The sequence below is a fragment of the Magnetococcus sp. PR-3 genome, from assembly GCF_036689865.1.
Classification (GTDB): Bacteria; Pseudomonadota; Magnetococcia; order Magnetococcales; family Magnetococcaceae; genus Magnetococcus.
In genome coordinates, this window is record NZ_JBAHUQ010000032.1 from 1 (window position 1) to 25,416 (window position 25,416).

Consider the following 25,416-nt stretch of genomic DNA (forward strand, 5'->3'; position numbering starts at 1 on the left):
GCATAAGAAATAAAAGTAAGAGTATGGGTGTTAAGTAAAAAAAAGCCCAGCCAATATAGGCTGGGCTTTTTGTGTGAATGAGTCTTAGCTATTACATGTCCATGTGTGGGTTATGTAGCCAGCCGTGCATTTCATCCTCAATCATCTTCTCCAAAGCATCCGCCCAATAAGGCTCAATGTTGAGGCAAGGAATGTAATTGAAGGACTCGCCACCTGCTTTTAAGAAAGTCTCTTTCCCGGTCTCCCCAATCTCCTCTAGGGTTTCCAGGCAGTCAGAGGCAAATCCTGGGCACATGACCGTGAGTTTTTTAATACCCTGGCTGGGTAGGGTTTTAAATAAATCTTCAGTATTGGGCTCTAGCCAAGGTTCATTACCAAAGCGGGACTGATAACTCATCAACCACTGATCATGGCGTAAATCCAGCTCTTCTGTGAGCAGTAGCGTGGTGGTTTGGCAGTGGTTTTCATAAGGGTCTCCCTCATCCACATGGCGCTTGGGTAGGCCGTGATAGGAGAGTAGAAGACGATGGTCAGGTTCGCTAAGGTCAACCCCTTCAAGGCTCTCCACCAAGGCATTGATGTAGGCGTCCTGGGCATAGTAAGGGGTCATGACGCGCAAGGTCGGCATAAGCCGGTGTATATGCATTGGGCGCATCACCTCATCCATGACAGATGCCACTGTGGCACCGGCATACTGGGGGAATAAGGGGACAATGAGCAGTCGGCGTACCCCTTCTCGTACCAGGGAGCCAACTTTACACCGTAGGCCAGGGTTGCCATACCGCATGGCATAATCAACCCGAACACCACTACTGTGGCGGCCCTGAAAACGACGAGCCATCTCGTGCTGCATGGCGCGGGTGTAGTGGAGTAGGGGAGAGGTACCATCCTCTCGCCAAATCTTTTCGTAAAGTTTAGCGCTCTTTTTAGGGCGGGTTCGCAGAATGACACCATTGAGCAGCGGCCACCAGATAAGGCGGTTCATGTCTACAACGCGGCGGTCACTCAAAAACTGTTTTAAATAACGGCGTACCGCCTCTTCTGTTGGGGCGTCGGGGGTGCCAAGTTGCACCAATAATATTGCTGTTTCGGCATGGGCCATGGGCTTACGGCTCCTTCACAGGTGCGGCCAAGTTTCCCCCCCATTTGGGGCGGACTGTTTTTATTATTGTTATGGAAACCTGTTTTTTAACAAAGGTCAAATGGTGGTGATCCGCACATCGCCACGCTCAGGTTTCAACCCTCATATATACCGTTCACAACCGCTTTGAGCAAAGATAAAACCCATCTGCAGTAAGGGAGAAATGCATATGATGAATGGGGTGTGCAGATAGATGAAATGAGCCAAGTTACCGAAGCTATGGGGAAACTAAACCAGCAAGGGTGGCGGTAATACCATTAAATTTGATATTTTGTGGAACCAATTTTTCTTCTGCATGCCGAAAGAGGGCAGCTAAAGCAGAGGATTTTCGGGTAACATCCCCCAAAGCTGGTGTACCCCAATTGAGGATATGACATGGAACAGAATAGTAAGACCGCTGAGAATATGGATACCGAGACCTACCCCATGCCCAAAAAGCAGCAGGTAGATCGGGTTAAGCATGTGATCGCCGTCTACAGCGCGAAGGGTGGGGTGGGTAAGTCAACACTCTCTGTAAACCTGGCTTTTGCTCTACAGCGTCAAGGACATAAGGTGGGGTTGTTGGATGCAGATATCTATGGTCCCAGTATTCCGACTATGCTAGGGGTCAATGACCGCCCAGAGCCTGATGTTATGGGGCGTATTAAGCCCGTTATCGCCCATAAAATGCCCTTAATGTCCATCGGCTTTATGGTGGAAGAGGAGCAGCCGCTGGTTTGGCGTGGTCCTGTATTGTTTCAGGTGCTTCAGCAGTTTTTCCATGAGGTTCGTTGGACCGGGTATGATGAGATGTTGGACTATTTGATCATCGACCTCCCCCCTGGTACGGGTGATATTCAGCTTTCAATGGCACAACAAGTTGAAGTGGCGGGTTCGGTGATTGTGACGACCCCTCAGGATGTCGCACTGCAAGATGTTAAACGTGGTATCTCTCTGTTTAATGTTGCGCACGTACCTATTCTGGGTGTTGTTGAGAATATGAGCTACTTCAGCTGTGGCCATTGCGGTGAGCGCACGGATATTTTCTCTACCGGTGGTGCGCAATCCGTTGCAGATAAAAGTGGGGTTCCCCTGCTTGGTGAGGTGCCCTTGGTTCCAGCCATTCGTGAATGTGGGGATAATGGTTTGCCTATTGTAATGGCAGAGCCAGACTCTGAGCATGCCCAGCGCTACATGGAGATCGCTGAAAAACTGGTGGCGGAAGTCGAAGCTGCAGAAGCGGCAGCTGAAGAAACCGCTTAATCGGGCCGATAAGGAATACAGGTGGATCTGTTGTGATCGATCCACCTGTTGACCTCTGCACACGATTCGAGGCCCCCATGCCCTACCGTATTCCCCGCCTGTTTATTTCTGCTACCCGTAAAAGTTCGGGTAAAACCCTTATATCCGTCGGGCTTAATGCTGCCCTTGCTGCACGGGGTCTGGTGGTTCAGCCTTTTAAAAAAGGGCCAGACTATATCGATCCCCGTTGGCATACGCTGGCCGCTGGGCGTGAATGCCGAAATCTTGATGATTTCATTATGGGCCGGCCTAAGGTGTTGCGTAGTTTTGTAACCCATGCGGAAGGGGCGGATGTTGCGGTGATTGAGGGAAACCTTGGTCTGTTTGATGGTCAGGATCTAGAGGGTGGAGATAGTAGTGCGGCCTTGGCTAAAGGGCTGGGTGCGCCGGTATTGCTTGTGGTGGATTGTAAAAATTTGGCCCGCAGTGTGGCACCCTTGGTGTGTGGTCATCTGCATTTTCCCGGTGGTGAAACCATTGCTGGTATAATCCTTAACAATGTGGCAACCCCTAGGCAGGAGAAGCGCCTAAGAGCGGCTATTGAGCGATTTTGCCCCATACCTATTCTGGGGGCCATTCCCCGAACCCGCGAGATCGTTATTGATGAACGTCATTTAGGGTTGGTGCCTGCGAATGAGAAGGAGGGGGCGCCCCATGCTGTGGAAGCGATGGGGCGGATGATGGAGGAGCATCTGGATCTAGATCAGATTATGGCATTGGCCAAGAGCGCCACCCCCATTGCTGTACCTGAAGAAGCCCCCCCTCTGGCCAGCAAGGCGCCCTATATCGGTGGTCGACCGGTTAAAGTCGGTTATGCGGCAGACCAGGCTTTTTCATTCTATTATCCAGATAATTTGGAGGCTTTGACTCAAAACGGCGTTGAGCTGGTCCCTTTTAGTCTGCTTGAAGAGGTGCCTCTACCCCATGTGGATGGTCTGTACATTGGCGGGGGGTTTCCTGAGATGTTTATGGAGCATCTTCAGCAAAATCGGGCCACGTTAGATGCCATTCGTACCCGTAGTGAATTAGGTATGCCCATCTATGCCGAGTGCGGTGGGTTGATGGTGCTCAGTCAGCGGCTTTTATGGCAAGGTAAGCGGGTTGAGTTGGCTGGGGCTCTACCTATTGAGATCACCATGAATGCCAAACCGCAAGGGTATGGTTATATGAAAGTGCATGGTACCGGTGAGCTGCCCTGGCCGGCTAAGGATCAGGAAATTTGTTGTCATGAATTCCACTATTCCAACGTATCTAAACTGGCAGAAGGGGTGCGGTTTGCCTACCAAGTAACCCGGGGAAGCGGGGTGGATGGATGGCATGATGGTATTCTCTATAACAACATTTTTGCTTCGTATGCACATATTCATGTCGAAGGTGCACCAGAATGGGCACCGTTTTTGGCCCGTTTTTGGAAAGAACGTGGTGCGTACACAGATTAATCTGTATTTTTCAATTCCTTCCTTCGTTTTTCCTATTTGCATCTAACAGTATATGTTCGATGTGATGCGCCCCATCACCACAATGCATGGACTTTTTCGAAACTTTACGTCACAATGTCGCGCAAGTTTTGAGTCATTGCCCTTTTTTATGCGCTTTTTAGGAAGAGGGTGTTTCTCTTGATTTGTAGGAAAAAGATTCGCCAAGTGTTTAATACTACTTGGATTAGAGCACAGGGTGTTTTTTACCCTACCGAATATCACGATCCCGTGATATGCTAATATTCGGACGTTCTATTACGGGTCTTTCTTGAGGAAATCCCCTCCCGCAGGAGGTGGCGCATGGTTGTTTGGTTGCGCCATTTTTTATGTGGGGGTGCTTTTCACTGGCAAGCCACTGTAAAAATAACTTTGGCGTCCATATTCCTCGTTAACGTAGATGGAGGACGGAAAAACATGAAATTTGCGGTATTGGTCTACGAGGGCCCGTATAACCACGAGGCATCCGACAGCGCATATAACTTTATCAATGCGGCGCTGGAAAAGGGTCACGAGTGTAGGGGCATCTTTTTCTATCATGATGGCGTTTATAACGTCACTAAGCTGATGGAACCCCCACAGGATGACCGCCACATCGCCAACCGTTGGTCAGAGTTGGGTGCCAAGGGTATCGACATTGTGGTCTGCATTGCAGCGGCCAAACGTCGCGGTATCGTTGATGATGTGCTGGTAGATAATGTGCGCATCTCTGGTCTTGGTCAGTTGACCATGATGGCCATTGAGGCCGATAAGATGGTTGTATTTGGCGACTGATCAGGGAGGCGACGAACAATGTCTGACGATATCAAAAAAATCATGTTCACTGTGCGTAAGGCCCCCCACGGTAGCATTTATGTGTATGAGGGTCTGGAAGTGAAACTGATCATGGCGGCTTATGACGCCGACATCTCCGTGGTTTTCATGGATGATGGTGTCAATGCACTGCGTGCAGGTCAGGATACCAAAGAGCTGGGTATCAAAGGTTTTGAAGCTACCTACGGTGTGTTGGTAGACTACGAGATCGAGAAGGTGTACGTGGACCGTAAGTCTATGGAAGATCGCGGCATGACTGAAGCCGACCTTCTGGTGATTGGTGAGGACGAAGATACTGAAGAGGACATTCGTCCTACGATTATCGATGCCGACGAAATTGCTAAGATGATGGCTGAGCAACATAACATCATGCCCTTCTAATCAACCCGGCGAGAGGATTTGATCAATGCTGCACATGGTAAACAAATCGCCCTTTCAGAATAACGGCCTGGATAGCTGCTTGCGTTTTGCTTCCGAAGGCGACTGCATTCTGCTGATGGAAGATGCGGCCTACGGTGCCGCCACTGGTACCGCTAAAGAGGCGATGTTGGTGGAAGCTTGTAAAAAGTTTAAAGTTTATGCCCTGAGTGCGGATGTTAAAGCACGTGGTATCAAGAATGTGATCGATGGCATCGAAGTAACCGATTATGCCGGCTTTGTCGATCTGGTGGATCAGAATAAGACCCACTCTTGGCTGTAATGGGATCATCCCACACACAGGTGACGCTGTTACCTGTGTGTGGGAACCGTTTTAAAGACCGTTCCTGATCTTCACTGGTCCCATATATTTGGGGGGGTGGAGAAGGAGCGGTTTTTAATGCCGTTTGGATCATAAGGGATGGCTTGTGCTGGTAGCCTCTGCTTCCCGCGCACCCCTACCTAAGGAGAGAGAACGTGGTTTGGTTTCGATCGTTCATCGTAGCACTGACCCTTGCCATGGGTCTGGTGGTAGTCTCAGCCCCAGCAGATGCTGAAGAGGGCTACCGTATGCATGGCCCCATTAAGCTACAAAAAGCTCAAGGGGAAGCGTGTATCCGGGATACCGCCGATATGGCACGTAACCATATGAAGCTGATGAAACACAAGCGGGTGGATACGGTTCGTTTAGGTATGCGTGAACCAGCAGAAAGCCTGCTTAGCTGCGCCAACTGCCACACCAGCCGTGAGCAGTTTTGTGATCAGTGTCACACCTATGTTGGGGTAAAACCTGACTGCTTTACGTGCCACATCTATCCCTGATTTTCAGGGGCTTCTTACGATTAATCTGCGGTGTTAGCTGGTTGTATAATAGCAGCACCGCCAGACGGACCAACAGGAACGGAACCATGACGATGGATAGAAGAACGGTTCTTGGCGTAGGTGGTGCTATCGCTGCCGGGGCTATGGTAGCCCCTGGATTACGTCTTATCGCAGCGCCTGCCCCTAAAGGTGCAGATGCGGGTGCCCGTTGGGCGATGCTCATTGATGTCAGCAAGTGCGGCGATGACTGTACGGACTGTACAACCGCCTGTGCGACGGAAAACAACATCCCCCAGATTGAGGATGAGTCCCGTCAAATTCAATATATTCGCAAGATCACCATTAAGGACAAGACAGGCAAAAAGCCTGATCAAAGCCTTCCGGTTTTGTGCAACCACTGCGAAAATCCACCCTGTGTGGATGTTTGCCCCACAACCGCATCTTTCATCCGTCCGGATGGGCTGGTATTGGTGGACAAACACCGCTGTATCGGTTGCCGCTACTGCATGATCGCCTGTCCTTACAAAGCACGTTCACTGGTTTATCATGAAAATACCACAGCAGCTGAACAGTTGAACCGCGAAGTTCCGATCCGTGCTAAAGGTGTGGTCGAGAAATGCAGCTTCTGCGTACACCGTATTGATAAAGGTGAGCAGCCTGCCTGTGTGGAAGCATGCGATAAAAAGAGTGGGGCTATGTTGTTTGGAGATATTAATGATCCTGAATCAGAGATCTCCAAAAAGCTGGCTTCGGTCAACAGTCGAACCATTCGTGATGATCTGGGGCTGAAGCCTCATGTTCATTATACGAACCTATAAGGGAGGGCGGCGATCATGATCAGCAAGTTTACCTCGATCCAGGGCAACTCCCGCGAATACTATACGTTGTTGATGAGCCTTATGGCATTGGCAGGTATTGGTATTTTGACCTTCTTCTATATTGAAGTGAACGGTCACGGTGTGACCGGTATGAATAACAAAGTGGTTTGGGGGTTACCCCACATTTTTGCCATCTCTTTATTGGTGATGGCCTCGGGTGCTTTGAACCTTGCCTCCATGGCAACGGTTTTTGCCCATAACCACTTTAAGCAGTTCCGCCGTTTTTCTGCATTCTTATCCATCGCCCTGCTGGTTGGTGGTTTGATGGTGCTGGTGTTGGATTTAGGCCGCCCTGAACGGATGCTCTTAACCATGGTGCACATGAACTTTAAGTCCATGTTTACCTGGAACGTCTTCCTCTACTCAGGGTTTGTTGTGCTCTGTTTCTTCTACCTTTGGGCTATGATGAGCAATGAAAAGTTCGTCAAACTCTCAGGTAGTGCCGCTTTTGCGGGGCGTGTCATCCTGACAACCGGCACAGGTTCTATCTTTGGTGTCATTCATGCCCGTGAAGTGTTCCATTCGGCCATTACAGCACCCACCTTTATTGCTGTTTCCTTAACCTCTGGAACCGCAATTTGTGCCCTGTTACTGGTCTATACCTACCGCAAAACCAAGCGTCAATTGGATGATAAATTGATCTTCGGTATGCGTAATATGCTGCTCTTCTTTACCTTGATGGTCTTCTACCTCATGGCTGTAGAGAAGTTCACCAAGAGTTATAGCCCCTCTTTTTATGAGGTAGAGACTTGGTTGTTGACGGGCCCTTGGGCTTGGCTGTACTGGGGTGGCATTGTCATCATTGGTCTATTGACCCCGCTGTATATCCTCTCCCATAAAACTTGGGGTTCAGATATTAACGGCATTATGGTGGCTGCGATTGCAGCGATTATCGGTGAGGTCTCATTTGTTGCCCACACCTTGTTGGCTGGACAAACCTATCCCTTTAACCCTTTCCCAGGGTATGAGGTAAGCAGTAGCTTCCAAGATGGCTCTGTGGGCAATTATGTGCCTGCAATGCCTGAGTTGCTGCTTGGCTTAGGGGGGGTTGCGGTTGCAGGTTTGATCTATGTTTTGGGTATTAAGTTTTTCCGTCTGCTACCCAAAAAGGGTGAAGCTCCAGAGTCCTGGACGCCCTGGAACCCATAAGCCTGAACGCACGTAACATCTAAAAAAAAGCCCTCATAATTGTGAGGGCTTTTTTTTTAGTAAATGATGGGCTGGAGGAAGAAAAGGTGATGGTCTGGCCCTATATTTTAAGGTGTACTAAGCTTCGATATCACACCCTTTAAGAGGGCTGCTTCGTGTGAAATAAAACAACAGACACTATGCTGATCTGTTCGATAAGAGACATTCGATAAAAGATCTAAAAGACCACTTTTTCCTGTGGCTTTTTTTTATCGCTTTTCCATAGCGAAGCGTCTATTTTTTTGCAAGAATGAAAGGGTTATAATTTCATAGATAGCGTTTTAGGATGTGTATCTACAGATGTAAGCTTTGCCATGCTTTAATCTGCTGGAAACCACTCTTCTACAGCGATATCAGGAAAAAACAGATTCTACTGTTAGGCACCTGTCTAGGGTGTATAACCGTTAAGTGGATCTGTTTTTATAGACGTGGCAAGAATACCGGATTTAAAATCGTATGCTGACACCTGCAGCGCAAGAGCATAGTTTGGACGCCAACGGGCGTACGCCTTTGGTCATGGTGGTGGATGATGATCCAGCCATTCAAACCCTGCTTTGCCACTTTATGAAAAAGATTGGGTGGTCCTATGTGACCGCGGAGCATGGTCAGCAAGCCATCGACAAGATCCCCAAAGATCAACCCGATGTCATTTTGATGGATGCTAAAATGCCGGTCATGGATGGCTTTGAAGCGTGTAAACGCATCAAAGAAGATCCTGCGACGGCGCATATTCAAATTTTGATCATTACCAGTCTAGAAGATGATGAGTCCATTAACCGTGCCTACGAAGTAGGGGCGTCGGATTATGTCCCCAAACCTATTCACTGGGTTAGCCTGCAAAACAGGGTACGTTTTCTCTATAAAATGATGATGGCTGAGCGACAGTTAACCTTGACCTCAAAAGTGTTTGAAAACACGACAGAGGGTATCGTGGTTACCGATAGTGAAGCTCAGATTACCAACGTCAACCCCTCCTTTGAGTCGATTACCGGTTATGATCGACAAGAGGTGTTGGGCAAAAATATTAATCTGTTGCAGTCTGGTCGGCATGACAGCCGCTTCTATAATAAAATGTGGCGTACCTTGCTGGATGATGGCAAATGGCAGGGTGAGGTGTGGAACCGGCGAAAAAATGGAGAAATCTATCCCCAATGGGTCAACATAAGCGCTATCCGTACACCGGATGGACAGACGGAGAGCTATGTTGGGGTTTTTTCGGATCTAACCCGCATTAAGGAATCTGAAGAGAATCTGCTCTACCTGTCGGGTCATGATGCCTTAACAGAGCTGCCCAATCGGTTGCTCTTTAATGATCGTCTAAACCAGACGCTGGCTGAAGCGGCAGACAGCGGTAGTCGGGTGGCCATTCTGATCGTTGACCTGGATCGTTTTAAGGTTATTAATGACTCAATGGGGCATGAGGTTGGCGATAACTTACTCACGCAAATTGCTGACCGTCTAAAAGAGATCTGTCCGGCTAAAACAACCTTGGCACGTTTGGGGGGGGATGAGTTTGGTATCATCCTGCCTGCGATGTCCCGTAACCGTGATGCTTCGCAACTGGCGCAAGAAGTTCTTGATCGTATTGCACTGCCCATGGTGATTAATGAGGTTGAGGTTTCCATTGGTACCAGTATTGGTATGACCATCTTCCCCATCGATGGTGAAAAGCCAAGTACCTTAATGCGCAATGCAGAAACGGCGATGTACCACGCCAAACAGAGTGGACGCAATAACTTTCAGTTCTACCGCTCCGAGCTCAATACTGCCTCCCTGGCACGTATTCTTTTAGAGAGTGGTCTGCGGAATGCCGTTGAACGGGAAGAGTTCTTACTGTTCTACCAGCCTCAGATGGAGGTTGCGACAGGTAAGTTGATTGGAATGGAAGCTTTGATCCGTTGGCAACATCCAGAACAGGGCATGGTCTCTCCGGGTGAGTTTATACCGTTGGCTGAAGAGACGGGGTTGGTCATTCCCATGGGGCAGTGGGCACTGAAAGAGGCGTGTCGGCAAAGTAAGGTTTGGATGGATCAAACGGGAGTACCGTTAAGAATTTCCGTTAACCTATCTGGTATTCAGTTCCGTCTTACTGACTTTACCGATATGGTGATCAACACAGTGAAAGAGAGTGGTCTTCCGGCCCATTTTCTGGAGTTGGAGTTGACGGAGTCTATAGCCATGGGTGATGTGGAAGAGACGCTGGAGAAGTTGACCATTCTTTCTGATTATGGTGTCTTGCTGGCGATTGATGATTTTGGTACCGGCTTTTCATCGTTAAGCTATCTCAAAAAATTCCCTATCGATACCCTAAAAATTGATCAATCTTTTGTGCGAAACTGCACCACAGACTCTGAAGATGCCGCGATCATTCGTGCCTTTATCAATCTGGCGCACAGTCTAAACTTGGAAGTGATTGCAGAAGGTGTGGAGCATGAGGAACAGTTGACCTTTTTAGCTCAAGAATCCTGTGATGAAATCCAAGGATACTTCTATGGTCGGCCGCTGAATGCAGAGAATTTTGAGACCTTCATGCAAGAAGCTTTTGCCAAGTTTAGTGACTAATCTTCCTCATTTTTTTCAGGAGTACCTATGGCCCCGGTGGATGGCGTATACAGCACTAACTCTCTGTTTGAACGCTTGGGTGGAGAGAAGGCTGTTTCAGCCTGTGTGGATCTGTTCTACGCAAAAGTAATGGAAGATACGCGGATCAACCATTTTTTTAATCAGGTTGATTTGGCGCAGCAACGCGTCATGCAGAAAAATTTTATTACTTTTGCTTTTGGTGGGCCTCCTCGCTATAGCGGGCAAGCCATGAGGGCTGCCCATATGCATTTAGTTGAAGAGAAGGGACTCAACGATAGCCATTTTGATGCCGTGGTCGAAAATTTGGTTGAGACGCTCAAAGAGTTGTCTATTGACGAAGCGTTAATCAAGGAAGCAGGCGCCATTCTGGAGAGCATCCGTCATGAGGTGCTTAACCAGCCCGCCCCTGCCTGATCGATTTCACAGAACATACCTCTTACACCGCAACCCATCGAGTATTTCTATGTCCACGCCGGAACTGTTAGCCCCTGCAGGTACGTTAAAAAGTTTAAAATATGCTATGGCCTATGGGGCCGATGCCATCTATGTTGGGCTACCGCGCTACAGTTTGCGGGTACGAGAAAATGACTTTGATGTTCCTGGCTTACAAGAAGCGCTAAACCTTACCCGTGCTGCGGGTAAAAAGCTCTATGTTGCATGCAATATTGTGGCGCATGATACTAAAATTGATACCTTTTTAAAGGATATGGAACCGGTACTGGCGATGCAGCCAGATGCTCTGATTGTCTCAGATCCTGGCATCATTCATATCTTGCGTCAGCATTGGCCCAATCAAATTCTACATCTGTCGGTTCAAGCCAATGTGGTGAACTCTGAAGCGGTTAAGTTTTGGGGGACCATGGGTATTTCACGGATTATTCTTTCCCGTGAATTGTCCGTTGAGGAGATGGCGACGATCCGTGAGCGTTGTCCGGATATGGAGCTGGAGGCTTTTATTCACGGGGCGCTGTGTGTGGCTTATTCCGGTCGCTGTTTGCTCTCAGGTTATATGAGTCATCGTGATCCCAACCAGGGGGCGTGTACCAATGCCTGTCGTTGGTCCTACAAGGGGGTTCCGGCCACACAGACGGAAGAGGGACGGGTGGTTCCGGCCGAAGAGCCTGGACCTATGTATCTGATTGAGGAAAAAGATCGGCCAGATGAATGGATGGTCATGGAAGAGGATGAACACGGTACCTATGTGTTTAACTCCAAAGATCTACGTGCGATCCGCCATGTAGAAGCGCTGGCTGAAATGGGTATGAACTCCCTGAAGATTGAAGGACGCACCAAATCTTTCTTCTATGTTGCCCGTACGGTTCAGGTCTACCGCAAGGCGCTGGATGCTGCAGCTCGGGGAGAGGCTTTTGATCCGCGCTGGCTGCTGGAGTTGGATGATCTGGCTAACCGTGGTTATACAGAAGGTTTCTATGACCGCCATGCCCCTGATGAGATGCAGAACTATGAGCATGGTAGTACCCAAAATAGTCAGCAATTTATTGGTGAGGTATTAAATGGCCGTGGCCACCAGCTGCATGTTGAGGTGAAAAACAAATTTGCCGTGGGTGAGGCGCTTGAACTGATGACCCCTACGGGCAATCATCGTTTTATCTTATCTCAGATGGAAAAGCTGGATGGTACCCCTATGGAGGTTGCACCAGGTTCAGGTCACCAGGTACGTATTCCGATCCCCGAGGCCATACCTGCGGATAGCCATGAAGGGATGCTTCTCATCCGCTGTTCGTAATAAGAGCCTCGGATCTTTAGGGTTTAATGTTCTGATCCGCTGAGATCTCGGGAGCATCAATGGCTTTACCTGTCTTGGTATCTATGGCATGAGTGTGTTGACCCTTCATACGGCGCCCGTTCACATAGATGCCACGTTTTCCAAAAATTGTTGCGATCTCAGATATGGAGTTCGCGCTGATCAGGGCTTCCAGCTCGTCTTTGATTTCTGCTCCGAATGAGCAGGCATCTCCATGGCACGATGGGCAACGCGTCTCAACCAGCGTATTTTTATTGAGGTTAGGTAGATTATCAAAGACTTCAAAGATTTCTGGGTGATTGGGAATTTCATCCCGATGTTCTGCCATAATCTCTAGCAGGGTCTGCTTGATCATGATAAGGATTTTCTGCTCATTTTTACATATCTTCATGTCGTCCTCATAGGTAGGGGCTTCTCCATTGAATATCCTACTCTAATTAGAGGGTGATTCTGGCAGATAGTTACCAAAAAATTTTAATTTTTAGATAGATTTCGTTTGTTTATGTCTTGTTATTCTGTCGTTAGATTAAGTGAAGCTATATTTAGACATAGTCCATGATCTGTAACAAAAAAATAGACAATAACTGTGGTAAGCAAAATGGGGTTACGTGTGAAAAGTGAGCAAGCTACCCTTATTCCCGAAACAGGCTTCTCAGAAGAGCAACCCCACTTTTTAGCGTTGGCGCAAAACCCCCATGATGCGACGGCCTGTCTGGCGTTGGGGCGGCTGTACACCGTGCATAAAATCTGGTCGGGTGCCCTCTTTTTTTTGATGCGTGCTCAGCAACTTCAGCCTCAGTGTGCAGAAACAGCGGATGCGATCGGCCGCCTATATTTGGAACAACACAGCTGGCAAGCGGCGATCGAGGCCTTTGGGCAGGCTGCTGCATTGGATCCGTCCCATCCGGTCTATTTGGGTAATCGGGCCTTTTGCTATCGGCAGCTTAAGCGCTATGCTGAGGCTGTGGCTGATTATCGACGTGTGGTCCAAATGGATCCGGCTATGGGCCAAACCTTGGGGCAGGTGTTGCTTGAGCAGGGCGCTGATATTTTTGAACAGAAGCTCTATGACCAGGCGGTTGAACTGTTGCAGGAAGCTGAGTCCCTTATTCCCCATCAAATTGAAGTGCCTTGGCGCTTGGCCAGAGCTTTAGTTAAGTGTGGCCACCTGCCAGAGGCTGCGAAAGCCTATCAACGTGTCTTAACGTTGAACCCCAAGTTAGCGGAAATTCACCATGCGCTGGGCACGACATTGGCGCAGGATAAATCACTGGCCCAACAAGCCACCCACCATTTACGCCAAGCGCTTATACTCTCAGAAGGTAAAAGTGGGGCGCTGATCAGTTTGGCAACCCACCTTATGAGTAATGTGGAAGCTGAACTGGATGATGAAGCGGCCCAGTTGTATGAGCAGGCGCTAAAACAATGGCCAGATCATGCTTTTGTACAGTATAGCTTGGGCTGTGTTCGGTTGTTGCAGGGCGCATATGAAGAGGGGTGGTCTCTTTATGAGTCCCGTTTTAAAGCCACACAAACACAAACGCACCACTATATGGAACAGCAACCGCCCGATGCTCCTCTCTGGCAGGGAGAGCCCCTAAAAGGTAAAACGCTGTTGATTGCTGGGGAGCAAGGGTTTGGTGATCAGTTACAGATGGCCCGTCTGTTGGCCCCTTTGAAAAAGAGATGTAAATGTAAGCTGGCTGTCGTCACACACCCGGCGCTGAGTGCGTTGTTTGAACAGATGCCGGTGGTGGATAAAGTGTGGCTTTTAGATCACGCACCAGCAACGGGATATGACTATTGGTTGCCGATCATGAGTCTACCCCATCGTCTGAAGGTTTCTCTGAATAAGATACCTGGGCAAGTACCCTATCTTTACCCCAAGACCACCACAGTTAAACAGTGGAAAAAACACCTTAAAGGGGTGAGGGGAAAAAAAGTGGGGTTGGTTTGGACAGGTAATCCTATGTTCATGAAGGCGATGCATAAAAGGGTTCCTTTAGAAGAGCTGACCTCTTGGGGTGAGATTGAAGGCCTTACCTTTATCTCATTACAAAAAGATCCCATGGTTGGGGATGAGCAAACCCCTTTGTGGCACAAAATGCAGCATGATGAAGCACACTTACACAGTTTTCATGACACCGCAGCATTGATAAAAAACCTGGACCTGGTGATTACCATTGATACGGCGGTGGCACATTTAGCCGGTGGTTTGGGCGTACCGGTGTGGATGATGGCATACTGCAAGGCAGATTTCCGATGGCTTAAAGATCGTAAGGATAGCCCTTGGTATCCAACCATGCAGATCTTTAGGGGGGTACGTTTCGCCAACCCCTGGGAAAATGTGATTGAAGAGGTGGCACAGGCATTACGGGAATGGGTTAAATTAAAGCCATAGTACAAGATCGCGGGTAGGCTGTTTGGGCCCTGGTTAAGTCACGGCCCTTGGCTCAACGGCTATTATGGCGATGATGCTCCATCCAAATCAGCGCATTGGCAGACATATCATAATGGCTTATGGCCGCACGTAGCATAGCTTTTTGGAAGGTAATATAGCTTTGTGGCTGGTTTAAGCTCCACTGGTGTAGAGCTTCGATAGGCAGTAGCCTTACCTTGGCCCCCTGTTCAGCGACCAATGAAGAACCCTGGGTGTGGGTCTCTTCAAACAGCGCACGTAAGCCTACTAAGACCCCAGGCCCAGCTTTGGAAATACGGACCAAACCGCTTGGGGTTGGGCGGAAAACAGAAATTTCCCCTTCACAAACCAGGCAAACCGCCTTCAGTGCTGTTCCAGGCTCTGTTAACTTTTCTCCCGGTGCGAGGGTCTGAACCTGCATATTGGCCCATACCGGTTCTAGCAAATGACGCATTTTTGGTATGGCTGGGTGGTCTTTAACGCTCGGTTTTGGGGCTGCCTTTGGCATGCTGGCCAGTAGTTTGGTTTCTGTTGCATCCAGGGCCAGATCTAAATTGTGGTAAAGGTGTACCTCACCGCCATCCTCCAGGCCACCCAAACCTTCTAACATGGCCCTTACAGAGTGGGGAGAAGCATGTTGTTCCATATGGGGTAGCCCACACAAATGAACCTCTTTTTGGGCGTCGAGCAATTTAGCGACCAGAGAGGTGATGATATGCACACCGGTTAGATCAATTTCCCGCACAGCTGAAAAATCAAACAGAAAACGGTCAGCACTTTGCCAATCTTGCTCAACCTCCTGTACCAAAGCATCAACGGTTCCAAAAAACAGGTGGGCTTGTACGCTATAGATCAGTGTGCGTTGTCCGGCATCCTGTAAAAAAGACATCTCCTCTGGTGACCTGAAATTACGTGAAAACAGTTCATTACCGCGAATACGCTCATGAACAATCGGTTGACGAACCAGGCGTATGGTAAACAGCAAAAGAGCGATGCCACATCCCACCCCAACAGCTACCATTAGGTCTATGGCAACCGTTAAGCCTGTGACCAGCAGCATAATAAGAAACTCATGGCGTACTTCACGGTTGCGTATAAGCTGTAGGGCTTTGTAGTCAATCATAGTGACGGCGGTATAAAAAAGAATACCTGCCAGAGCTGCCAAGGGTATCCATGCGGCATAGTTACTGAGCAGAGCCGTGACCAGTAGAATACAGAGTGCATGGATCATCCCTGAGACAGGGGTGCGACCACCAGCTTGAATATTGACCAAGGTACGTACCGTTGCCCCAGCTCCCGCCAAACCACCCCCCAGAGCGCTAACAATATTAGCGATCCCTTGCCCCCTGAGCTCATGGTCTGAGTGGTGGCGACCACGAGTCATGGAGTCTGCTACCAGAGAAGTTAATAAGGAATCTAATGCACCCAATAATCCCAAAGCCATGCCATTAAAAAGTAAAAAGCTCCAACTGCTGGCAGGCAGCTGAGGCAGCTGATCCATTTGGAACAGTGGCATCGCTTGTTGTAATTGATTCAAATCGGCAAAGGGGTTAACAATTGGCCCAATGACCAGGGGGTTGGCATCTGCCTGAGAAGGCGCGATACCGAGCAGTGCCAGAAGTTGATAAATAACCACACCAACGAGTAAAGCAATCAAGGCGCTGGGTAGTTTTGGGGTGTGTTTTTTACAGAGCAAAAGAGCGAGTAAAGCGCCTGTACCAACGATGGTCGCGGGTAAAAGTGTATCAGGTTGTGGCAGGTGGGAGAAATCCCGCATGCCTAGAAAAGGGGGAATTTGGCTGATGAAAATGATAATGGCAATGCCGTTCATAAAGCCGGCAACAACGGGATAAGGCACAAACTTAATCAGACGTCCGCCCTTGATCACGCCTAAAATAAGTTGAGTAAGACCACCAATAATAATGACCACACTCAAACAGAGCATAACGGTGTTTAGATCATGACCAAAGCGTTGTACTGTCTCGGCAATAACCGCTGTTGCGATCACGGTCATAGGACCCGTTGGTCCGGTAACCTGGCTGGGCGTCCCCCCAAAGAGTGAGGCAAAAAAACCGGTATAAACGGCACCAAGTAGGCCGGTTAAGGCACCATGAGCCGCGTAGGCAGGTCCCATCGGCGCAAAGGCCACAACACCAAATGCCAACGCTAAGGGCAGCGCAATAACGGCTGCGGTTAGGCCACCATTTAACTCATCAACCCAGCGGAACCTGACTGTTTGTATCACATTGTGGTCCATTCTTTTGGAACTGCAGGGTAGCGGTTGGCCAAACCGTGACCTTTACCCCATCTTCTAAGGTGACGAGAAGAGATGGGGTGTGCTGTGAATGATGGTAAACACTCAGGTGAATAGTACAGGGCGTAGAAGAGGATGCCAAGCCTGATGATTGATCCTTTTCCGTCGCCTTATTCCCCCATAATCTATTCGACCTATCGGTATGGATTGAAACGGCAGTTTAACCCTTATCTATACTTAAAGTATTTGCAGACAAGAAAATAGGTCTTTGAGGGGGTGGGGGGCTTTATCACGTGGGGGATAGATTGGATATAGCCCATACATTTGCCAATAATCTGTGGTCAATACCGACCCATCATATTCAACAAGGGTAGGGGCGTATTCGAACGCTGTTTGAAAAAAAAGGGGTTCAGAGTGTTTTTTTCCCTCCATCATTGGGTGCTTCTGGGATGAAAATGTCTCCTAAAGTAACAAACGCTTGGTTCTTGAGCTCAAACGTGGCACTCTAGCACGGTTGTACATGTTTTGAGGGTTGTTTTAAGAGTTTTTTGTTTAGGAATCTTTTATGAACCGCAACACAATCTGGGTGGTGGATGATTCAGCTACCATCCGACTGATGTTGGATAAGTTTTACCGAGAGCTTGATTATCAGGTTATTCTGATGAAAGACGGTTTGGAGGCTATTGCCGCCGTTGAGTCAGGGGATAAACCTGATCTGATGCTGTTGGATGCAGATATGCCAGGCATGACTGGATTTGATGTCTGCCGTAATATCCGTCAACACCATGATCAAAAGCCTACTCTACCCATTATCATGCTCACCAGCAGCGATGATGAGGCCGATATTGAACGTGCTTTTAATGTCGGGGTCGATGAGTATCTGCTGAAACCTGTAAACTGGTCCCTACTGAAACAGCGTACCCATTTATTGTTGGAACGACGCCAAGCCGTACGGGAGAGGCAGAGTTCCGAGCAGTGGCTGGCTGCACTATTCGGTACCGCTGTAGATGCCATTGTGGTGTTTGATGAAGATGGTATTATTTTGGATGTTAACCCAGCGCTAGAAAGGCTGTTTGGTTACGTTCGTGCCATTATGATTGGGCAGGGTATTCAGCTCTTGCTGCCTTCAGCCTCATCTGGGCCAGAATCTGTCGCACACACCCCCTCTATAGATCAAATTACCGCCAGTTCGGGTAGTGGCCAGGAAGTGAAGGCGCTGCATCGGGATGGGCACAGCTTTGTGGTGCAGTTAGCGGTATCAAAAGTTGAGAGTAGTGATGGGGAGACACGTTTTTTTGCTATCATTCATGATCTAACCGAACAAAAAATGATGCAAAAAGCGCTGATGGCACGCAATGAAGAGATGTTGCGGGAGCGCTCGATTGTTGCAGATATTCTTGACCGTATGCGTGCCCACAGCACCAATGAAGTGATGGGGGTTTCCACCATCTTTCATCCCATGGAGCGGGCATCGGGTGATATCCTCATAGCAGCTACCCGGCCCTCTGGGGTTCGGCATGTGTTTTTGGGGGATTTTACCGGTCACGGTTTAACTGCGGCATTGGCTGGCCCAATGGTCACGGATATCTTCTGCACCATGACCCAAAAAGGGTATGCACCGGATCAAATTCTAACGGAGATGAACCGCCAGCTACATATGAAGTTGCCAACCACACTGTTCTTGGCGGCTTCATTTGTGGAGTATGATGCGGTTCAAAAGCGACTGTTTATTTGGAATGGGGGGAACCCGCCCATTTTTCTCTTGCGCTGTAATGGCCAAGTTGAGATGTACAAAAGCCACACACTTTCGTTGGGTGTTATCGGTTCCGATGGTTTTGAGGTTGGGGGCTGTACCCTGCAGGTTGAGCCTGGAGATCGGGTCGTGGCCTTTACCGATGGAATCTCTGAGGTTACATCGGATCGAGATGGGTCTATGTACGGCGATGAGCGTGTGGCTGAGTTGGCACAAAAGTCACCAGATATTGAATCACTAAAGGCAACGCTTCTAGAAAGTTTAGCTACATTTAGTGGCAGTGATGTGATGGATGATGATCTCTCAATGGTTATTGTCACCTGCTGATTTTCTGCGATCCGTTAAGTGTGCGAATAAAGGCCGATCTATCTTACTGATAGATCGGCCTTTTTGCTTATGGGGTGTGATCTATAGATGTTACTTAGGTGTGTTAAGTAATGTCTGCACAGCTTCGGTAAAAGCCGGGTAATGTTGGGCTTGGTCCAGGCTGTGAGTATGGATCGGCTGTCGAACTTGATCTAAACTTTGTGTCATAACAGGGCGTTCTGAATGTGCTTGGAAGTTTAGATACTCTGGTTTCCAGGCCAGCTCTAAAGCGGCATACAGTCTTTGTGTCTCTGCTTCAGGGTTGCCGACAACCTGTTCATAGTGAACCTGCTCAATTTTACCCGGGTGCCATGAGTCCCAAGTGGCCATAGTACGCTGATGGTAGTGGTAGTAGTCCACCAGGTTTTCAGGTGTGCTGCTCCAACCATGACCTTCAAAAAAGTAACTACGGAAGCATGAGAGTAGTGTGGCCACAGGGTTCCGTTGGCAGTGAATGATTTTTGCTTCAGGAAAGAGGATGGGCAAAATGCCCGCAAAGCGGAAGTTTCCAGGCGATTTATCCGTATACCAAGGGCTACTAATCTGGCGGGTTTTCAGCTCTTTGCGGTAATAGTTACGGCTCTCTAACAGGATTTCAGCAACCTGTTCTGTCAAGAGTGCCTCGCCGGTCATTAAGGGGGCCAATAAGGCACCTAATGCTTCATTAAGCAGGGGCAGTTCTCCGCCAGGTGTGACCTGTTCATGGCGGGCAATGATCTCTTCGATCAGGGTGCTGCCTGATCGGGGCATACCAAGTATGAAGATGGGGTTTGGGCCATCCCAGGGCGTGAGCTTAAAGCCATCAAGCTGTTCTTTAATCTCTTCCAGCTTAAGGGTCATCATCTTTTCTTGATGCACAACTGATCGGCGGGCTTTTGCTAAGGCTATGTTGGCTTGCTGATAAAAGGTATAGGCGGTTTCATAATCTTCACGGGCGTGTTCGGCATGCGCACGGGCAAACAACAGATTAATCTGTGCCAAGGGGTCGCTAAGTGGCCCTTTATTGGTCAATTTAACCAAGTTTTCATAGATGACCTCATCTTTACTGCCTGGACCACTGTAGAGACGTAAATAGGAGAGGGCATCCTCTTCAGAACGGCGGATGCACGCACCATAGAGGGCTGAGGCCTCCTCTACATTTCCCTTCATAAAATGGCTTAAAGCCAAATTATGGAGCAGGGCGGGACTTTCAGGAAAGTGATCCACACCTTTCTGGGCTAGGTTCATAAGATCTTCCGCAACGGGAAAACCCTCCATAGCCAGTTGAAACTTAACCAAAGCAGCATTCTGGAACATACTCGGATTATCAAAATACTGACTAAGCAGTTGGGTGAAATAGTGATCAGCTTCCCGCAGTTTTCCCATACGCATACAAACCATCGCGATATTGTTCACCGCATTGATACTCAATGGTTTTTTACTAAGGCGCTGGTTGGCGTAGCGGTGGGCCGCCTCATTATCCCCTTGCTCCAGTTTAAGAATAGAGAGGTTTTCTAAGGCAATAGGCTGTTCTTCTGAGTTTTCCAAGCACTGTATATAGAGTGCTTCAGCCTGTTCCAAACGTTTTTGGCTGTGTAGCTCAATGGCCTGTTGCAGTTTCGAATTAAAGGGCATGGGGGTCCTCGCATGCATGGGATCTAAGCGTAAAGAGGGGATGGTTTGTTATTCACCAATAATCTTAACCAGCACCCGTTTTTTCCGGTGTCCGTCAAACTCACCATAAAAGACCTGTTCCCAGGGGCCAAAGTCCATCTCACCCTGGGTAATGGCCACCACCACTTCCCGACCCATCACCTGCCGCTTTAGGTGGGCATCTCCATTATCCTCACCTGTGCGGTTGTGATGATAGTGGGAAATTGGCTCATGTGGGGCCAGCTCTTCAAGCCACCGCTCATAGTCATGGTGTAATCCTGGCTCATCATCATTAATGAAAACGGAGGCGGTAATATGCATAGCATTACAGAGCAGCAAGCCCTCGGTAATGCCGCTATCGGCCAAGCAGGCTTCAAGCTGAGGGGTGATATTGATAAAACCGCGGCGTCCAGGTACTTGTAACCATAGCTCTTTACGGTAGCTTTTCAAGGGATTTTTCCTCACCAAGACAGATCATGAAAGGGGATGGCACAGGCCTAAGGTACGCTTTGGCTGGTGTTACAAGCAAGCGACCTTCACCATCCCTAGACTTTTCCTCTGCTTGTGGCGAAAATAGCCGCTGCATGGCATGGGATTATTGACCTGTATGTTGCACTTTGTGATAAAATGAGAAGACCAATACCGAAAATAAGCATGGATTGCATCGGTTGGTCATAACCTCTTTCGTCATCGACTTATGACCCGAGATCGTTAGGACGGCTGCGCCATGCGCAAACATTTCACCATTACCATCACCACCCATGAGGGGGCCAAGCATTTGCGGGTCTCCTTTTCGCGGTTGCGTGCGGTGGTTATTGTGGTGATGTTGGGGGTTGGCGCGCTGCTAGGGTCAGGAGCCTTAGGGGTTTACTTCTATAAAGATGCGGAAAAATTACAAAGTCGTCTAACCGCGACCCGTACTGATCTCTCACACCTTCACTCCCAAAACCGAGAGTTGCAGCAGCTGAGCCAGAACAAGGATGTGGTGATCAATCAGGTGCAGCAGAAGTATCAGGATGCGCAAGCTAAAGCGGATGCTCTGGTTCTGGCGGCGACCAATAGTGAGCGGGTTAAGCGTTACCTGCTCAACCGTCTACCGAATGGGCGGCCGATCTACTCCCGTAAAATTACCAGTGGGTATGGTGAGCGTGTTGACCCCATAAGCAGTAAGCGGGAGTTCCATGGTGGCCTGGATATGCGTGCCCCCATTGGTACCACAGTACGGGCTACTGCCGATGGTGTGGTGGAGTTTGCAGGCAACCATAAACGTAGTGGCTATGGTCACCTTGTGATTGTGCGCCATGATTTTGGGTTTCGTACGGTATATGCCCATCTAAGTAAAACCTTAGTGAAGGCTGGGGCTTTTGTCGGTAAAGGGGACCGTATTGCGCTGTCAGGTAACAGCGGTAAAAGTAGTGGTCCACACCTTCACTATGAGGTACGTTTTGTTCACCGCAAGTTGGACCCCGCCCGTTTTGTCAGCTGGCGTGCTGAAAATTACGACACTATCTTTGAAGAGAGGCGGGTGCGATGGCACTCTTTGGTAAATCTTCTCAACCGTCGTTTGAGCGATCCGGCACAACCGTCATTGCATCTGGCTCAAAAGTAGAAGGGCTGATCCAGAGTGATTGCGACCTTCATGTTGATGGTCTGCTGGTAGGAGAAGTGCACTGTAGCGGTGAGGTCTCTATTGGTGGTCGAGGTCGTATTGAAGGGCAAGTCTATGCCCAGCGCTTTGTCATTACGGGGAGTTTTGAAGGCCAAGCTGACTGTGATGAAGTAGAGATTATGGGGACGGGCCATGCGGCGGGTGAGATTGCTTCCCATATTCTGGTGGTGGAGCGTGGTAGCCAGTTTGAAGGCAGAAGCCGACAAAAATCTTCTGAAGAATTAAAGCAGAGCCTCAGCCGCGATGATGTGAAAGCGCTGCCCTTAGACTCTTCATCTCAAGAGGCAACCACTGTGTTACCGCATGGTGGGGCCAGTGAAGAGATTGTTCAGGCTGAGATGGTTGCCGTACAAAAACCTACTCCAACCGATTGAGCCCTCTGTGTAGAGTTCTTCTTTTACCTTCCCGTATTGACCTTTGATTTCAACTGATCCTGCTACCTACCATCTGAACACTCTTTACCGTAATAGCAAAGGTTGGCCAATGGGTTAATGTGTGCCCAGTGCTTGTTCAATATGGGCAATACGTTTGCTGGTGAGAGGGTGGCTCGAGAAGTACTCCAACCCCTGTTGTTCCTTCTTTTTCACTCTATGGCTTTGCTCCAGCCGTGACAGAATATTTACAAAAGCTGAGGCGGGAATTTGCTGCGCCTTCATGAAGGTAATGGCAAACTGGTCCGCTTGTGATTCAAAACTTCGCCCATAGCTTAACTGTTGTACCATTAGCCCTGCACTCATGGCGATATCATTAAAACTACTACTTGGATCGCCAATAAGCATGCTTGCTGTAAGAGAGAGCAGTGCCGAGCGTACCACCAATTTCACACTGTGACGCTGATAGATATGGCCAATTTCATGGGCTAAAACCGACTGAAACTCCTGGTCAGTTTTAAGCAGTTTGATAAAGGCATCTGTCACGATCATATCGCCAGAAGGTAGAGCCAGCGCATTGGCGCCAATCTTTGGGGCAGATCGAAAGTGCAGGGTATAAGGTAAGTGCTCTCTTTTGGGTAGGGTTGCGACCGTCTGTTGAAAGAGCTTTTGATAGTGGGTTTGATCTTTATCTGAAAGGTGGGTTTTTTTAAAGGCTAAGTAATCCAGTAACTTTAAGCTCTGTTTACCCAAATGCTGATCAGCTGATGTGGGAAGCATGGCTGTAACAAGCTGTGCCGTCCAAGGTATGCCATACTGGAAGATCCCCCAGATAAAAGCCACTACCACCAAGAGTGAAACCGTCACCCAGCGCCACCGCTGCTCCATATGGTGAACGCCCCGCTCGAGCCGACCCTCCTCATGTTTGGCCAAATAGTGCTGCAGATCTTCAATCTGCTCCGTAACAAACTGCTCGCCCTCTCCAAACCGAATGCGCATGGGGGTATTACCCATGGGAGGGCTGACCGATCGATCATGGGGGTAAAGAGAGCGTAAGGTGCCTGTGGCATCCTTAAAACGCATAATTCCTTGATCGGTCAACTCCATCTGAGCTGGGCGGCTCTGGCTATCCTGTCCATTGAAGTGCTGTCCATGAAGTAGGGTCATCGGTTGGTTTCCGTTAAGGGTTAGATACCAAAGTCAAATCCAACCAGATCATCCAAACCTTCTGCGGTACTACCTGACTGGTTATCACGATTATCAGCCAAAAAGTGATTTTTAGCCGTGGCTGTCGTTTCTACCTGTATCGAAGAAAGCATGTATTTTTTCATGCGAATGGTGGCCAAAGGACTTAAAAAACCCAGTGAAATCACACGTAAAAACAAGTTGCTAAGAGCAATCCAGAAAATACGGCTTTTGCTCAGGTCGCATGAAAAAGAGAGGGTGCTCAAATGGGTCTGACTCCAAACCAGCTCAAAGACAGCGGCTCTAAACACAGAGGTTACTGCGATAAAAAAAGCAACAAAGAGTACAAACGGGATGGCAGAGAAGATGAAGGTGTATTCAATTGGAAACTCTGTAGAGATATCGCTTAGCAGTGAATTGAGTGCCAGCAACCCTCCGCTTAAGACGGCCATTTCTAGGAAAAAGAGAAGAAAAACACCATAAAAATGTCGATCTAAGAGCGGTGGCTTGGCCTGAAATGGGCTTTGTCCAAAGTGGCTGTTCACCAATAAATATTCTGTCTGTTTTTTATATGCTATGGGAAAAAGTAAGCCCATGGAGACAGAGCCTATGATGGTCCAGAGCATATAGACCAGATAGGATTTTCCCATCTTTCCCTCAAAGTTAAAGCGTATGCCACGATACTCGGTATTGCGTAAGCTAAAGCGCATAGCCATAACAATAACGGCTGGTAGTAGCATGAGGATCATGAAATAAATGGCATTACTGATGAGCTTTAATTGAAGGTCCTGCATCTGTTCCAAGACCACCATGGGTATAACAAATGCAGCTGCAATAATACGACCTTTGAGGATACGAATAGGATCTGCAGTATACTCCAAATTGTGGCCATCTATAATGGTATGGTTATAAAAAAAGCGGTTACGCCGTACTTTGGCCCACGCTGAATAGATACCCAATGTCAAAATGGTTAAAGCCCAGTTAACAATCCAGATCTTAAAGTAATCTCTAGCTCTAGCTGTAAACATAACCCTGTGTTTCTCAAGAGGCTCTTCTTGCACAGGTGGGTGTTCCTCGTTAAGGGGTTGGCTTGCTTGCGGCGCCAAAGGGGGCGGGGGCCGTGTGGTGGTTTCCATGGCAGACCTATCGAGTTATTTGATGTGATAATAAATTAAAATAATAGGTTAAACAGTGTAGTAAAACTTAAGCCTACATTGGCAATGGGTATGTTTTTACGCATTTTTTTATACCATGTCACAAGGGGGTATGCACCATTATCTACATGTTTTCACCAAGCTGACCGCTTATCTTCCCAGACTTTGGTCAATACTCCAGTTAAGGTCCCTGTATACTCTGCCAGAATGTCAGAAGCAGACAAATCATAACAAATGATAATTGCACTAA

The 25,416-nt window shown here is 48.5% G+C and carries 22 protein-coding genes; 15 read left to right on the forward strand and 7 right to left on the reverse strand.

Annotation, left to right across the window (positions count from 1 at the left end):
• Nucleotides 1-91: 91 nt before the first annotated feature.
• Nucleotides 92-1,102, reverse strand: a complete 1,011-nt coding sequence (hemH, locus tag V5T57_RS16085; RefSeq protein ID WP_332892270.1) for a ferrochelatase — start codon at nucleotides 1,100-1,102, stop codon at nucleotides 92-94.
• A 414-nt stretch (nucleotides 1,103-1,516) separates the two neighbouring features.
• Here hemH and V5T57_RS16090 point away from each other — a divergent pair, with 414 nt between their 5' ends.
• From V5T57_RS16090 to trhP, 11 genes are all read left to right on the forward strand, one after another.
• Entirely contained in the window at nucleotides 1,517-2,383 is an 867-nt protein-coding gene (locus tag V5T57_RS16090; protein WP_332892271.1) for an Mrp/NBP35 family ATP-binding protein, read from the forward strand.
• A gap of 32 nt (nucleotides 2,384-2,415) precedes the next feature.
• Nucleotides 2,416-3,861, forward strand: coding sequence for a cobyrinic acid a,c-diamide synthase CobB (locus tag V5T57_RS16095; RefSeq protein ID WP_332892272.1), 1,446 nt, complete (start codon nucleotides 2,416-2,418; stop codon nucleotides 3,859-3,861).
• A 453-nt stretch (nucleotides 3,862-4,314) separates the two neighbouring features.
• Nucleotides 4,315-4,671 carry a sulfurtransferase complex subunit TusD gene (gene tusD / locus V5T57_RS16100; RefSeq protein ID WP_332892273.1) on the forward strand — a complete coding sequence of 119 codons (357 nt, stop codon included), beginning with the start codon at nucleotides 4,315-4,317 and terminating at the stop codon, nucleotides 4,669-4,671.
• Between the two features lie 18 nt (nucleotides 4,672-4,689).
• Nucleotides 4,690-5,091, forward strand: a complete 402-nt coding sequence (locus V5T57_RS16105) for a DsrE family protein (RefSeq protein ID WP_332892274.1) — start codon at nucleotides 4,690-4,692, stop codon at nucleotides 5,089-5,091.
• 25 nt (nucleotides 5,092-5,116) lie between these two features.
• Nucleotides 5,117-5,410 carry a sulfurtransferase complex subunit TusB gene (tusB, locus tag V5T57_RS16110; RefSeq protein WP_332892275.1) on the forward strand — a complete coding sequence of 98 codons (294 nt, stop codon included), beginning with the start codon at nucleotides 5,117-5,119 and terminating at the stop codon, nucleotides 5,408-5,410.
• 194 nt (nucleotides 5,411-5,604) lie between these two features.
• Nucleotides 5,605-5,949, forward strand: coding sequence for a hypothetical protein (locus V5T57_RS16115; RefSeq protein ID WP_332892276.1), 345 nt, complete (start codon nucleotides 5,605-5,607; stop codon nucleotides 5,947-5,949).
• 86 nt (nucleotides 5,950-6,035) lie between these two features.
• Entirely contained in the window at nucleotides 6,036-6,767 is a 732-nt protein-coding gene (gene dsrO, locus V5T57_RS16120) for a sulfate reduction electron transfer complex DsrMKJOP subunit DsrO (protein WP_332892277.1), read from the forward strand.
• 15 nt (nucleotides 6,768-6,782) lie between these two features.
• A complete protein-coding gene (gene nrfD / locus V5T57_RS16125) occupies nucleotides 6,783-7,976 on the forward strand; it encodes an NrfD/PsrC family molybdoenzyme membrane anchor subunit (RefSeq protein ID WP_332892278.1) in 1,194 nt (397 codons plus the stop codon).
• A gap of 495 nt (nucleotides 7,977-8,471) precedes the next feature.
• Nucleotides 8,472-10,577 (forward strand): two-component system response regulator, encoded by a 2,106-nt coding sequence (locus V5T57_RS16130; protein ID WP_332892279.1) that lies wholly within the window; start codon nucleotides 8,472-8,474, stop codon nucleotides 10,575-10,577.
• A gap of 27 nt (nucleotides 10,578-10,604) precedes the next feature.
• The gene (locus V5T57_RS16135) at nucleotides 10,605-11,012 is read left to right on the forward strand and encodes a group I truncated hemoglobin (RefSeq protein ID WP_332892280.1); all 408 of its coding nucleotides are present in this window, start codon (nucleotides 10,605-10,607) and stop codon (nucleotides 11,010-11,012) included.
• Between the two features lie 49 nt (nucleotides 11,013-11,061).
• Complete coding sequence (trhP, locus tag V5T57_RS16140) at nucleotides 11,062-12,345, forward strand: prephenate-dependent tRNA uridine(34) hydroxylase TrhP (protein WP_332892281.1); 1,284 nt, start codon at nucleotides 11,062-11,064, stop codon at nucleotides 12,343-12,345.
• A 16-nt stretch (nucleotides 12,346-12,361) separates the two neighbouring features.
• Here the strand turns inward: trhP and V5T57_RS16145 are convergent, their stop codons facing one another.
• On the reverse strand, nucleotides 12,362-12,718 hold the full coding sequence (locus V5T57_RS16145) for a hypothetical protein (protein ID WP_332892282.1): 357 nt from the start codon (nucleotides 12,716-12,718) through the stop codon (nucleotides 12,362-12,364).
• Nucleotides 12,719-12,973: 255 nt separating this feature from the next.
• Between V5T57_RS16145 and V5T57_RS16150 the strand changes: the two genes are divergently transcribed.
• Complete coding sequence (locus V5T57_RS16150; RefSeq protein WP_332892283.1) at nucleotides 12,974-14,764, forward strand: tetratricopeptide repeat protein; 1,791 nt, start codon at nucleotides 12,974-12,976, stop codon at nucleotides 14,762-14,764.
• Nucleotides 14,765-14,816: 52 nt separating this feature from the next.
• Here the strand turns inward: V5T57_RS16150 and V5T57_RS16155 are convergent, their stop codons facing one another.
• Entirely contained in the window at nucleotides 14,817-17,027 is a 2,211-nt protein-coding gene (locus V5T57_RS16155) for a SulP family inorganic anion transporter (protein ID WP_332892284.1), read from the reverse strand.
• A 574-nt stretch (nucleotides 17,028-17,601) separates the two neighbouring features.
• Between V5T57_RS16155 and V5T57_RS16160 the strand changes: the two genes are divergently transcribed.
• Nucleotides 17,602-19,116, forward strand: coding sequence for a SpoIIE family protein phosphatase (locus V5T57_RS16160; RefSeq protein ID WP_332892285.1), 1,515 nt, complete (start codon nucleotides 17,602-17,604; stop codon nucleotides 19,114-19,116).
• Nucleotides 19,117-19,206: 90 nt separating this feature from the next.
• Here V5T57_RS16160 and V5T57_RS16165 read toward each other — a convergent pair whose 3' ends face one another.
• Nucleotides 19,207-20,769 carry a tetratricopeptide repeat-containing sulfotransferase family protein gene (locus tag V5T57_RS16165; RefSeq protein WP_332892286.1) on the reverse strand — a complete coding sequence of 521 codons (1,563 nt, stop codon included), beginning with the start codon at nucleotides 20,767-20,769 and terminating at the stop codon, nucleotides 19,207-19,209.
• Nucleotides 20,770-20,817: 48 nt separating this feature from the next.
• The gene (locus V5T57_RS16170; protein ID WP_332892287.1) at nucleotides 20,818-21,237 is read right to left on the reverse strand and encodes a secondary thiamine-phosphate synthase enzyme YjbQ; all 420 of its coding nucleotides are present in this window, start codon (nucleotides 21,235-21,237) and stop codon (nucleotides 20,818-20,820) included.
• A gap of 277 nt (nucleotides 21,238-21,514) precedes the next feature.
• On the opposite strand from V5T57_RS16170, the gene V5T57_RS16175 reads away from it, so the two are divergent.
• Together V5T57_RS16175 and V5T57_RS16180 are read left to right on the forward strand one after the other, a co-directional pair.
• Nucleotides 21,515-22,396, forward strand: a complete 882-nt coding sequence (locus tag V5T57_RS16175; RefSeq protein ID WP_332892288.1) for a M23 family metallopeptidase — start codon at nucleotides 21,515-21,517, stop codon at nucleotides 22,394-22,396.
• Complete coding sequence (locus V5T57_RS16180; RefSeq protein WP_332892289.1) at nucleotides 22,318-22,830, forward strand: bactofilin family protein; 513 nt, start codon at nucleotides 22,318-22,320, stop codon at nucleotides 22,828-22,830. Before V5T57_RS16175 ends, V5T57_RS16180 begins: the two co-directional genes overlap by 79 nt.
• A 114-nt stretch (nucleotides 22,831-22,944) precedes the next feature.
• Here the strand turns inward: V5T57_RS16180 and V5T57_RS16185 are convergent, their stop codons facing one another.
• Both V5T57_RS16185 and V5T57_RS16190 read right to left on the reverse strand, forming a co-directional pair.
• Entirely contained in the window at nucleotides 22,945-23,994 is a 1,050-nt protein-coding gene (locus tag V5T57_RS16185; RefSeq protein WP_332892290.1) for a M48 family metallopeptidase, read from the reverse strand.
• A 20-nt stretch (nucleotides 23,995-24,014) separates the two neighbouring features.
• The gene (locus V5T57_RS16190; protein ID WP_332892291.1) at nucleotides 24,015-25,040 is read right to left on the reverse strand and encodes a YjgN family protein; all 1,026 of its coding nucleotides are present in this window, start codon (nucleotides 25,038-25,040) and stop codon (nucleotides 24,015-24,017) included.
• Nucleotides 25,041-25,416 lie beyond the last annotated feature (376 nt).